General features: G+C 27.1%; 11 protein-coding genes, 1 pseudogene and 1 riboswitch. Of the genes and pseudogenes, 11 read left to right on the top strand and 1 reads right to left on the bottom strand.

Annotation, left to right across the window (positions count from 1 at the left end):
• Positions 1-24: 24 nt before the first annotated feature.
• A complete protein-coding gene (gene cobU / locus NGI68_RS03710) occupies positions 25-582 on the top strand; it encodes a bifunctional adenosylcobinamide kinase/adenosylcobinamide-phosphate guanylyltransferase (protein WP_251860128.1) in 558 nt (185 codons plus the stop codon).
• Positions 583-919: 337 nt separating this feature from the next.
• Here the strand turns inward: cobU and NGI68_RS03705 are convergent, their stop codons facing one another.
• Positions 920-1,687 (bottom strand): MerR family transcriptional regulator, encoded by a 768-nt coding sequence (locus NGI68_RS03705; RefSeq protein ID WP_251860127.1) that lies wholly within the window; start codon positions 1,685-1,687, stop codon positions 920-922.
• A 435-nt stretch (positions 1,688-2,122) separates the two neighbouring features.
• On the opposite strand from NGI68_RS03705, the pseudogene NGI68_RS17225 reads away from it, so the two are divergent.
• The 10 genes and pseudogenes from NGI68_RS17225 (at position 2,123) to NGI68_RS03650 (ending at position 11,663) form a co-directional block, all read left to right on the top strand.
• Positions 2,123-3,186 (top strand): annotated as a pseudogene (locus NGI68_RS17225) (5-oxoproline transporter, DUF979 family subunit).
• A gap of 309 nt (positions 3,187-3,495) precedes the next feature.
• Entirely contained in the window at positions 3,496-4,140 is a 645-nt protein-coding gene (pcp, locus tag NGI68_RS03690) for a pyroglutamyl-peptidase I (RefSeq protein ID WP_251860126.1), read from the top strand.
• Entirely contained in the window at positions 4,140-4,571 is a 432-nt protein-coding gene (locus tag NGI68_RS03685; RefSeq protein WP_251860125.1) for a gamma-glutamylcyclotransferase family protein, read from the top strand. Before pcp ends, NGI68_RS03685 begins: the two co-directional genes overlap by 1 nt.
• Positions 4,572-4,849: 278 nt before the next feature.
• On the top strand, positions 4,850-5,521 hold the full coding sequence (locus NGI68_RS03680; RefSeq protein ID WP_251860124.1) for a Crp/Fnr family transcriptional regulator: 672 nt from the start codon (positions 4,850-4,852) through the stop codon (positions 5,519-5,521).
• A gap of 87 nt (positions 5,522-5,608) precedes the next feature.
• Positions 5,609-5,795: riboswitch (cobalamin riboswitch) on the top strand.
• A gap of 258 nt (positions 5,796-6,053) precedes the next feature.
• Complete coding sequence (locus NGI68_RS03675) at positions 6,054-7,535, top strand: cobyric acid synthase (RefSeq protein WP_251860123.1); 1,482 nt, start codon at positions 6,054-6,056, stop codon at positions 7,533-7,535.
• A gap of 78 nt (positions 7,536-7,613) precedes the next feature.
• On the top strand, positions 7,614-8,615 hold the full coding sequence (cbiB, locus tag NGI68_RS03670; RefSeq protein WP_251860122.1) for an adenosylcobinamide-phosphate synthase CbiB: 1,002 nt from the start codon (positions 7,614-7,616) through the stop codon (positions 8,613-8,615).
• Between the two features lie 127 nt (positions 8,616-8,742).
• Positions 8,743-9,831, top strand: a complete 1,089-nt coding sequence (locus tag NGI68_RS03665) for a pyridoxal phosphate-dependent aminotransferase (RefSeq protein ID WP_251860121.1) — start codon at positions 8,743-8,745, stop codon at positions 9,829-9,831.
• A gap of 145 nt (positions 9,832-9,976) precedes the next feature.
• A complete protein-coding gene (locus NGI68_RS03660; RefSeq protein WP_251860120.1) occupies positions 9,977-10,696 on the top strand; it encodes an energy-coupling factor ABC transporter permease in 720 nt (239 codons plus the stop codon).
• A 3-nt stretch (positions 10,697-10,699) separates the two neighbouring features.
• On the top strand, positions 10,700-10,999 hold the full coding sequence (locus NGI68_RS03655) for an energy-coupling factor ABC transporter substrate-binding protein (RefSeq protein WP_251860119.1): 300 nt from the start codon (positions 10,700-10,702) through the stop codon (positions 10,997-10,999).
• Positions 10,977-11,663 carry a CbiQ family ECF transporter T component gene (locus NGI68_RS03650; protein ID WP_251860196.1) on the top strand — a complete coding sequence of 229 codons (687 nt, stop codon included), beginning with the start codon at positions 10,977-10,979 and terminating at the stop codon, positions 11,661-11,663. Before NGI68_RS03655 ends, NGI68_RS03650 begins: the two co-directional genes overlap by 23 nt.
• Positions 11,664-11,882: the final 219 nt, after the last annotated feature.

Genomic DNA, 11,882 nt, shown 5'->3' with positions numbered 1-11,882 from the left:
TCATATTGAAATGGAGAATTAAATATGAAAAATAAAGGTAAGATTACGTTAATAACCGGTGGAGTAAGAAGTGGTAAAAGTGAATTTGCAGAGAGTTTGCTTGAAAATGAAGAAAGTGTTTTATATATAGCTACAGCAAAAATTACTGACCATGAAATGGAGCATAGAGCTGAAAAACATAAACAAAGAAGAAGTGCCTCTTGGAAAACCTATGAAGGATATATGGATTTAGGAGAGGTAATAAAAAATTATAAGGAAAAAAATATATTGTTAGATTGTGTAACTACAACCATAACTAATTTAATGTTTCATAAAGAAATAGATTATGAAAATATTACAGAGGAAGAATTGGATAGAATTTTAGAAGGTATAAAAAAGCAATTCAATAATCTAATAATATCATCAACACATGAAAATAAAAATATTATATTAGTGACTAATGAAGTGGGGTATGGAGTTGTTCCGCCTTATAAGTTAGGTAGAATATTCAGGGATTTTCAGGGAATTATAAATAAATTTATAGCATCTTTAAGTGATGAAGTTTATTTGGTTGCTTGTGGAATTCCTTTGAAGATAAAATAATGAACAAACTGCTTTAGAGATATATAATAACATAAAATCAAATCACAGTAATCTTTTAGAGAAATTACTAAATAAAATGGAAGAAATATTGTAGAAAGATTAAGTTTAAAATAGAAAAGCATTATTAGAGCCTTATATTTATCTTTAATTTTATGATAAATATAAGGCCGTAATTTTGAAACAAATAAAAAGTTTTATTTATTTACTTAATGTGTAGGTAAGTAGACAGATTTGTGTAAAAACAAATTTATTTTAATGCTATGAGGCTACGAGACTTGTGAAAATTTTAATATTTAAATATTTTAAAGTTTGTATGTTTTGCATAAAATAATTATGTCTATTCCTTTATATTATCACAATAAATATTAATAGCTTCTCTTAAAAATTTAGAAAGACCCACTTTATATTTATCTATATTAGCAGTAAATCTTTCGTCATTAACATAAAGATCCCCAAGGCCTCTAAATATTTCAGTGGTACAGTTATAAAAGTTTTTTGAAATATAACTTCTATACATATGAATAGCATCTTGAACTTTTTCATCATGAGGATCTCTATCTGTAAGATCTGCCAAAGTTTTATAAATTTCATCCCAATTTTGGCTTAAAATTTCCCAATCTTCTTTTGTATATTTAGATGTTTTAGCCATACTTTCTTTGTAAGCAGATGTATGGCCGTATTTCATCCTTGTTTCTTTAGCATATTTCTTTTGATGTTCTTCTATTTTACTCATATCAAATGCGTTTAACGCCTCTTTTTTATCCATTTCAAATTCTCCTTCCAAGCTTTTTATAGTTTTATTTACAGATTGTATAATTTTTTCAAGTCTTGTTTTTTTTTCTAAAAGTAGTTGCTTATGAGTTTTTAAAGTTTCTTTTTTATCAAAGTTTGGACTGTCCAAAATGCTTTTTATTTCTTTAAGGGGAAAATTAAGCTCCTTAAAAAATAGAATTTGCTGTAATCTATCAAGATTATCATCTGTATACAGTCTATAACCTGCATCATTTATAGAGTCTGGTTTAAGCAATCCTATTTTGTCATAGTGATGAAGCATGCGAACACTTATGCCGGCCATGTCAGCAACTTCTTTTACTTTATAATGCATTATTGATCACCTCTATTTTATATTAGTCTATAACACAGTGTTAGAGTCAACAATAATTTTCAAAATTTATAATTAAAATAAATACCTTTATAGTAAAATTTTGTTGTAAATGAATACGTTTTTATGAATAAATAAAATCAGTAAAAAAATTAAGAAAACTATTTAAAATGTAGTCCAGGCTACCGAAATTTTCATTAATATTGAGTATAATTTATAGAATAATATGCAATTGTCTAAAAATTCATTTAAAAAGGGTGCAAAATGCAATGATAAAATTAATAGGTATTTTAATTGTTGTTTTAGGATTTTCATTAAAGTTAGATGTAATTGCTGTAGTGTTAATTAATATCAGGTCTAACAACAGGACTTGTTGCAGGTTTAAGTTTTAACCAAATTGTAGATATTTTAGGAAAATCATTTGCATAGAACAGATATATGACTCTATATTTATTAACTCTTCCTGCAATAGGAATATGTGAAAGATACGGTCTACCACAGATGGCTATTGAGTTAATTTCAAGGATTAAGAATGCAACTGTAGGAAAGATATTTAATATTTATGCTTTAATAAGAGAAGTAACGTCTGCAATGTCCTTGAGATTAGGGGGGCATCCTCAATTTATAAGACCGCTTATAAACCCAATGGCTCAAGGAGCTGCTATAAGCAAATATGGTAAAGTAGATGAAAAATACGAAGACAAGATAAAAGGTCAAGCAGCGGCTATGGATAATTACGGGAATTTCTTTCGACAAAATATATTTTTAGCCAATCCAGGGGTACTTTTAGAAGGATTTTATGCCTTAACTGGTATATTGATGATTTTAACAGCTCTGTTTGTAATAAGAGATACTAAACATAAAACAAGAATAGGAACTGTAAGTTTTTGGACTATATTAGGAATAATATTTATTTTTGGTAAATATATACCTTCCACATATGTTGGAGGATTAATACTTATAATAGGTGTACTAACTGTAACTAAGCAAGTTAATATAGGTAATTTAGCTCAAGTACCTGATGCATTTAGTAAAGAACAGGCTAAAAGAATAGGTGGAAAATATTTGTACCTTCAGTGACTTTAGCTGTATTGGCATTTCTTATAGCTCAATACACTAAACTAGGAGGGTAGGTAGCTATAGGAATATCTTCTGTAATATCTAAAGGAAATATATTTTTGGGAGTTGCAGCTTACTGTATAGGTATGGCATTATTTACAATGATAATGGGAAATGCTTTTGCAGCTTTCGCAGTTATAACTGTAGGTATAGGTGCCCCATTTGTATTTGCTCAAGGTGCTAATCCTGTAATTGCTGGAGCCGTTGCGTTATCAGCAGGATATTGCGGAACACTTATAACTCCTATGGCAGCTAACTTTAATGTAGTTCCCGCAGCTCTATTAGAAATGAAGGATAAAAATGGAGTTATAAAAGCTCAAGCACCTGTGGCTATAACTTTACTTTTAGTACATATAGCTTTTATGTATTTCTTTGCATTTTAATCATTAAGTATATAGGATGAAAAATATATAAAAGTAATTAGTTTGCATTTAATACAACAATTATATAAAAATAACCATTAAATATTAAAATTATATAAAAAATTATTTAATATTTAATATAACGATTATATAATAGTAATTATTTATATATAATATAATCATTAGACAAAGAATGTTTTATTTTCAAAATTAAATATTGGGACGCAGTTAATATGTTATGACATAAAAAATAAAATGTAATATTAGTAGTACCTCTTAATATGAGGTACTACATACATCTAAATTAACAAGGTAAAAGGAGGAGTTTATATGAAAAAAGTTTTAATAACTGGTTTTGACCCCTTTGGAGGAGAAAAAGTAAATCCTGCTTTAGAAGCGGTAAAGAAGATACAAGATGAGATTGCAGGTGCTGAAGTTATAAAAGTAGAAATACCAACAGTTTTTAGAAAATCTTTAGAAAAATTAGAAGAAGCTATAAAAGAACATAATCCAGATATAGTTATATGTATAGGTCAAGCAGGTGGAAGATTTGATATAACTGTGGAAAGAGTTGCTATAAATATAGATGATGCTAGAATCCCAGATAATGAAGGTAATAGTCCTATAGATATTCCTATATTTGAAGATGGAGAAAATGCATATTTTTCTACTTTGCCTATAAAGGCCATGGTAAAAGAAATTAAAGAAAATAACATACCAGCTTCAGTTTCAAATACAGCTGGAACTTTTGTATGTAATCATGTAATGTATGGACTTCTCTATATGTTAGATAAGAAATTTAAAAATGTAAAGGGCTGTTTTATACATGTACCATTTATTCCAGATCAAGTTATTACTAAAGCAAATACAGCCTCAATGTCTCTTGAAAATATAACTAAAGGATTAGAATGTGCCATTAAAGCATGTGTAGAAAACGATTCTGATATTAATGTTATAGGCGGAACTATCTGCTAATGAAACAATATTTATTTGTTTACGGAAGTTTAAGAGAAGGATTTTTTAATTTTGACAAATATATAAAAGATCAAGTAATATCAAGAAAATTAGGGAAAATAAAGGGCATTCTTTATCATATGCCTAATAAAGGATATCCGGCAGCGTTACATGGAGAAAGAGAAATAATTGGAGAGATAATTGAAATAGAAAATTGGCATAAGAATATTGAATTAATGGATAACATGGAAGGATATATATCACAAGGAAATAAAGATAATGAGTATAATAGAGAATTGTTGGAAGTAGAAATAATAGAAGGTGAACAAAAAGGTGAAAAAGTCTCAGCATTTGTATATATATATAATATGAATGATGAAGAAGTTTTTGAAAAAAATTGCATATATATTCCAGATGGCGATTGGAAAAAATTTATGCTTGAAATGAATTAAATTAAGGTTCAAATAACTTTAAAGTTATTTGAACCTTAATTTAATTTACCATGAAAAGAATAAAGTGATATAAAGTTGATAAAACTAAATTTAATACAATGTACTTTATTATTTATAAATCATATTAAATTAGCTCTATACTTAAGATTAACAAATAAGAAATTTAAATTTAACTTTTTTAGCTTTTATTTTATGAGTAAAGTATATATACTATATTGTATAATTAATATGATTTACTAAAAATGGAGATATAATATGTAAAGTTGGTGGGTAGTGATATGTATGAAAAATTATTTGATAAAGAAAAGCAGGATGAGATGAAATCTTTTTTCTTAAATAAAGTAGCCTCTCTTGGGAAAAAAGAAGTTCTTAAAAAAAATGATATAATTAATGTAAGAAATAATAAATCTTTAGGAATCGTATTAGAAGGGAAGCTTAAGCAAATACTCTATAATTCTAAAGGAGAAGAAAAGATATTATTTTTTTTAGGACCAGGAGAAATATGTGGCGAGGGAGAGTATTTTGATGGAGAAGGAATGTCAGTTATTATAAAGGCATGTTGTGAAACAGCAGTAGCAGTAGTTAAAAAAAATGTTCTAGATGATTTTTTATCTAAAAATCCCGATAGTTATAGATTTTTTATACATAGTCTTACTAGAAAATATAGAATATCTGTAAGTCAAATTCATGATATATTATTTACAACTTCAAAACAAAAAATATGCAATACCTTATATAGATTGTCAGTTCAGAGTGGTGTAGAAACTAAAAATGGTTTAATTATAGATATAAAGATCACCCATCAAGAGCTAGGAGATCTAGTTGGAGCTTCAAGAATAACTGTAACAAAGATTATAAATGAACTTAAATTAGAAAATATAATAGAGGTTAAAGATAAAAGGTTTATTATAAAAGATTTTGGAAAGCTTAAGAAATATTTAGAATACTAAATATTCATTTAAAAGTAGTTTGTGTAATTTTACATGAACAATTATTTATTGACAGCAAGGAAGATTTACTATAATCTTAGTATTATAATTAAATAAAAAGATTTAGGTGTCTTTTTAACAAAAAGATGAAAAGGGAATGTGGTAAAATCCACAGCAGCCCCCGCTACTGTAATTGAGGACAAGTCTTTCATAAAAATCCACTCTTTAAAAAGGGGAAGGGGAAAGATAAGGAAGAATCATAAGCCAGGAGACCTGCCTAGATTTTTACGAAGTAAACTTTCGGAGGGAAAGATAACTGTGCAAAATTGATATAATATAGGTAAGGTGAACTATGCCTATTTTTAGAATGCATTGGCTATAAACTCTAAAGTTTGTAGCCAATTTTTTATGCTTAATATTATTTAAATTTAATATTTATTATTACATATTAATTAACAATATATTAAATTAAGAGTATATAAATAAGAAATAAATTTTAAAATAAGTTAAAATATATATAGATAAAAAATAAATTGAAATTGGAGAGAATAGTATGGCTAAAATAATGATTCAGGGAACAGCCTCTTCTGTAGGTAAAAGTCTTATAGTGACTGCCCTTTGTAGAATATTTAAACAGGATGGGTATAGTGTGTGTCCTTATAAATCACAAAATATGTCTTTAAATTCTTACATAACTTTAGACGGAAAAGAAATGGGAAGAGCTCAGGTGCTTCAAGCTTATGCAGCGGGATTAGAACCGGAGGCATATATGAATCCAATACTTTTAAAACCAAGTTCAGATAAAAAATCTCAAATAATAGTTAACGGTAAGGTATATGGAAATAGCACTGCTATGGAATATCATATTTTAAAGCCCAAATTTAAAGAGATGTTAAAAGAACAGTTTAACAAGTTAGAAGAGAATTTTGACATAATAGTTATGGAGGGAGCAGGTAGTCCTGCGGAAATAAATTTAAGAGAGAATGATATTGTAAATATGGGCATGGCAGAACTTGCAGATGCTCCTGTACTTTTAGTTGGAGACATAGATAAAGGTGGAGTTTTTGCATCTTTAGCAGGAACTATGCTTCTTTTAACTGAAGAAGAAAAAGCAAGAGTAAAGGGAAATATAATAAACAAGTTTAGAGGAGACGTTGAAATATTAAAACCAGGATTGGACATGTTAGAGGATATAGTACATATTCCTTGTTTAGGTGTAGTACCTTATACAAGATTACAGTTAGAAGATGAGGATGGAGCAGTAGAATTTAATAAAAAAGTTTATGCACCAATTGATATAGCAGTAATAAGAATGCCCCATATATCAAACTTTACAGATTTAGATGCTTTAAAATTAGAAGAAGATGTGTCTATAAGATTTGTAACTTCAAAAGAAGAATTTAAAAAACCAGATTTATTAATAATACCTGGTAGTAAAAATACTATAGAAGATTTACTTTATTTAAGACAATGTGGTTTAGAACAAAAGATAAAAGAATATAGTAATGAGGGGAAAATAATAGGCATATGCGGAGGATATCAAGTATTAGGAAGAAAAATTAAAGATCCATATAAAGTAGAAACAGATTTAGGAGAAATAGATGGATTAAATCTTTTGGATATGGAAACAATTTTTGAAAAAGAAAAAGTCATGACTAGAGTTAATGCAAAATTGATAAATGAAGAAAATAACAATACTGTTTATGGCTATGAAATACATATGGGAATAACAAAGACTGGAGAAAATATTGAACCGTTATTTAAAATATATGATAAAAATGGAGAAAAATCAGATTGGGTTGATGGAGTCATAAATGAAAAAGGCAATGTAATGGGAACTTACATCCATGGAGTTTTCGATGGGATTGGTTTTAGAGAAAAAATAGTAAATGAATTAAGAGTAAAAAAAGGATTAAATCCAAAGAAATCACAGACATATGAGCATATAAGAGAAAAAGAATTAGATAAGCTTGCAGATATAGTGAGAGAAAGCTTAGATATGAAAAAAATATATTCCATTATGAATATTAAATAGACTATTTACAAGACAAAATATTGTGTAAGTAATTTTTAGACATAAGATAAAAGTAATGAATGTAAGGATGAAAATAAAATGTATTCAAATATAGTTATAAATTTTATAGACATAATTATAGCAGTAATTATAGATTGGATTATTGGAGATCCTTATTGGTTTCCACATCCAGTTATATATATAGGAAAGCTTATTAGTTTTTTAGAGAAAAAGTTTAGAGGGAAAGCAAAAAAAGAAGAAAGCTTAAAATGCTACGGTGAGTTAATTGTAATCATAGTTTGTATTATTAGTTTTTTAATACCATATGTACTTTTAAAAATTTTTAATTTTAATTTTTATATTTATCATGGACTAAATATTCTAATAATATGGACAACGTTGGCAGCTAGATGTCTACATGAAGAGGCTATAAAAATATACAATGCTTTACATAAAGAAAATGTAGAAGATGCTAGGGTGAGGCTTTCTTATATAGTAGGGAGAGAAACTAAGGATTTAGTTGAAAATGAAATAATAAGAGCAGATGTAGAAACTGTAGCAGAAAATGCATCAGATGGTATAATAGCACCACTTTTTTATGCCATAATTGGTGGAGCACCTTTGGCCATGATGTACAAAGGAGTTAATACCATGGATTCTATGCTGGGCTATTTAAATGATAAATACAGATATATAGGACGTTTTCCAGCCAAAGTTGATGATTTTTTTAATTTTATTCCAGCTAGATTAACAGGAATATTAATGTGCATAGCATCACCTTTAGTAGGTGGAAATCCATTTAAAAGTTTTAAAATAATGATAAGAGATAGAAAAAATCATAAGAGCCCCAACTGTGCTTATCCCGAGGGAGCCACTGCAGCAGCTTTAAGAATACAGTTAGGTGGAAATAATGTATACTTTGGTGAAGTAGTAGAAAAACCAACTATAGGAGATAAAATAAAAGAATTATCACCTATACATATAAAACATGGTATAAAGCTTATGTACTTAAGTGAAGTTTTAATGCTAATAGTATTTGGTATCATCATTAAGCTTTTATTTGTAGATAAGTTCTTTATTTACATAGTAAGTATGTTTTAAAATTCAGAACCAGTATGGTTATCATTAGAAATTACCATAGTATCATAATAAACAATTATAATTTTAGAAATTTTAAACTATAAGTTGAAATTTAGATTATTAATTTTCATAAGAGGAGGGTGCTTTTATGCATGGCGGAGACATATATACAGATGGAATATTAAAGGGTAAAGATCTTATAGATTTTAGTTCCAATATAAACCCTCTAGGATTACCAGATAGTTTTAAAAATAATTTAGAAGAAACACTTAGATTAATACAAGTTTATCCTGATATTCAATATAGAAATTTAAAAAGAAATTTAATAAATTATTTAAATTTTTCTTTAGATTATTTTTATAAAGAAAAAGTACACAAGTTCAATATAGAAGAAGAAAATTTAGTATTAGGAAATGGTGCTGTAGAAATAATAGATTTATCTATAAGCAATTTAAAGAGCATATCTATTTTAGCACCGTCCTTTGTGGAATATGAACTATGTGCTAAAAAGTGGAATGTGAAAATTGATTATTGTAATTTAAACGAAGATATGACATATGATTATAAAAAAATAAAAGAATCCTTAGAAAAAACAGAAGGCATAATATTAGGAAACCCTAATAATCCTAATGGGTCAATTATAGATAAAAAAGAATTTATATACATATTAGAGTACTGTGAAAAAAATAATAAGATTGTTATTTTAGATGAAGCCTTTATAGAATTTACGGGAAAGAACTCTTTCAGTTTTTTTAATCTATTAAAAGAGTATAAATGCATATTTATAATTAGAGCAATAACAAAGTTTTTTTCTATGCCAGGTATGAGATTTGGCTATGGTGTAAGTTTTAATAAGGATTTTTTAAATAAAATAAGAGAAAAACAAAATCCTTGGAATATAAATTGTTTTGCAGAAGTTGCAGTTAAATATGTTTTAAAAGATATAGACTTTATAGAGAAATCAATAGATTATATAAAAAAAGAAAGAAACTTTATGTATGAAAATTTAAAGGAAATTAGCATATTCAAGAATGTATATAATACCTACAGTAATTTTATACTATGTGAGTTAAATTATATTACAGGAGAAAAGCTAAAACAAATGCTCTTAAACGAAGGATTTGTTTTAAGAGTATGTAGCGATTTTAAAACTTTAAATAATAGTTATGTAAGATTTGCAATTAAAAATAGAGAGTTTAATAAATTACTAATTAATGCTTTAAAAGCTATAGAATGATATATTTAATTACCAAAGTCAGTAAGAAAAATTAACAGTTAGGGAATATAAGATTTTTTATAGAAAAAGTAGAAAGTATAGGAATCAATTTTAAACTTAATGTATATATTTAATAAATTATATTATAAAAAATAGGAGGTAAACAATGAAAAAGAAGTATTTGTTTTTATTAACAGCTGCACTTATATTATCTTTATGTCAAAATGCATACGCTATGCATATTGCAGAAGGATTCTTGCCACCTAAGTGGGCAGCATTATATTTTGTTTTAAGCGCACCATTTATAATAATAGGAGTAAGACAAGTAAGAAAAAAAACTAAAAAAAATAAAGACTTAAAAATGCTATTAGCAGTAGTAGCAGCTTATGCATTTATATTATCTGCTATGAAGATACCATCTGTTACAGGAAGTTGTTCACATCCAACAGGTACAGGCCTTGGAGCTATGATATTTGGACCGTTTGTAGCTTCAGTTGTAAGCGTAATAGTACTTTTATTCCAAGCTATATTATTAGCCCATGGTGGAATAACAACTCTTGGAGCCAATACTTTTTCTATGGGAATAGTAGGTCCTATAGTATCTTATCTAATATATAGAGGATTAAAAAATAAGAACAGAAAATTAGCTATATTTTTAGCTGCAAGTCTAGGAGATTTAGCCACATATACTGTTACATCAATGCAATTAGCCCTATCCTTTCCAGCAAAAGTAGGAGGAGTAATGGCATCTTTTACAAAATTCGCTACTATATTTTCTATAACTCAAATACCATTGGCTATAGTAGAGGGATTAATAACTATTATGATTTTTGAGTTTATAATGAAATACTCAAGAGAAGAAATAAAAACTTTAAGTGAGGTATAGTATATGAAAAAGCAAAATATTATTATAACCATAGTATCAGCAGTAGTTATACTTGCTTCTTTATTTATAGGAGGAGCAAGAGGAGGAGAATTTGCAGGAGCAGATGATCAAGCAGAAGGGGTTATTCAGGAAATGAATAAGGATTATAAACCATGGGCACATAGTGTTTGGGAACCACCATCAGGAGAAATAGAAAGTTTATTATTTGCATCACAAGCAGCTTTAGGAGCTGGAGTTATAGGATATTATATAGGTAAAAAGAGAAATGCTAAGAATAATAATGCTTCTGTCAAAAACCAGTAAGTTTTCAAACATACATCCCTTAGAAAAATCGGTTTTGAGTATAACCCCAATTATAATTTTGGGATTTACTCAAAATTATATGATTATATGCTTTAATATTTTATTTTTCCTAGTTATAAATTTAATCTTTAAAAATAATAAAAAGATAGTTATTAAGATAACTTTAGAAGTAACTGCTTTTGCCGCTATATCTTCTATAACATTTGTTTTTGATTATGGTATTTTATATACCCTAACAATTATACTTAAAAGTGTTAGTGCAGGATTATGCCTTTCATTTTTTTCTTTAACTACTCCTATAGATGATATGCTATATTGCTTGTCAAAGAGAACATATTTAAAGGACATGTGTGATATTGCCAAGGGAATGGAAAGATTTTTAGTGGTTATAAATGATGAGTATGAAATTTTGTATAGTTCTATAAAATCTAGAGGTGGATTTGATGAATTCAAGCTTAAAATAAGAAATACAGGAAAAATGGCAGGGATTCTTTTTGTAAATACACTAATTAGATGGAAAACAATAAAAGAAGGATTAGATAGTAGAGGATATGTAGGGTATATGCCCTATTTAGATAGAAATTTTGATTTTTCCTATATAAGATTTTTAAGTATATTATGTTACATTATTTTAATAATATTATTAGTAATATATTTTAAGTAAAGATTTAAGCCTAAAAACACAACCCTATATATAAAAATTGTTAATATTATAATTGGAATAAATATGTTATATATTTTATTATTTATGGAATTTGGTTTAATTAATAAATATATTAATGGTATTAAACATATGTGTATTTTAGTTATTAATGTATTAAGATACACAAAATTAATATTACATAAGTAAAACCTTATATAGTATATAAAAACATAGTATTTT

The sequence above is a fragment of the Clostridium sp. Marseille-Q2269 genome, from assembly GCF_943736985.1.
In the GTDB taxonomy this organism is placed as follows: Bacteria; Bacillota; Clostridia; order Clostridiales; family Clostridiaceae; genus Clostridium_F.
This window is presented reverse-complemented; position numbering and strand designations above follow the sequence as displayed.

Bases quoted from the DNA above. Each gene is read 5' to 3' on its own strand.
- NGI68_RS03685 (WP_251860125.1), top strand. From the start codon at position 4,140: ATGAAACAATATTTATTTGTTTACGGAAGTTTAAGAGAAGGATTTTTT.
- NGI68_RS03705 (WP_251860127.1), bottom strand. From the start codon at position 1,687: ATGCATTATAAAGTAAAAGAAGTTGCTGACATGGCCGGCATAAGTGTT.
- NGI68_RS03660 (WP_251860120.1), top strand. From the start codon at position 9,977: ATGAAAAAGAAGTATTTGTTTTTATTAACAGCTGCACTTATATTATCT.
- pcp (WP_251860126.1), top strand. From the start codon at position 3,496: ATGAAAAAAGTTTTAATAACTGGTTTTGACCCCTTTGGAGGAGAAAAA.
- cbiB (WP_251860122.1), top strand. From the start codon at position 7,614: ATGTATTCAAATATAGTTATAAATTTTATAGACATAATTATAGCAGTA.
- NGI68_RS03675 (WP_251860123.1), top strand. From the start codon at position 6,054: ATGGCTAAAATAATGATTCAGGGAACAGCCTCTTCTGTAGGTAAAAGT.
- cobU (WP_251860128.1), top strand. From the start codon at position 25: ATGAAAAATAAAGGTAAGATTACGTTAATAACCGGTGGAGTAAGAAGT.
- NGI68_RS03655 (WP_251860119.1), top strand. From the start codon at position 10,700: ATGAAAAAGCAAAATATTATTATAACCATAGTATCAGCAGTAGTTATA.
- NGI68_RS03650 (WP_251860196.1), top strand. From the start codon at position 10,977: ATGCTTCTGTCAAAAACCAGTAAGTTTTCAAACATACATCCCTTAGAA.
- NGI68_RS03680 (WP_251860124.1), top strand. From the start codon at position 4,850: ATGTATGAAAAATTATTTGATAAAGAAAAGCAGGATGAGATGAAATCT.
- NGI68_RS03665 (WP_251860121.1), top strand. From the start codon at position 8,743: ATGCATGGCGGAGACATATATACAGATGGAATATTAAAGGGTAAAGAT.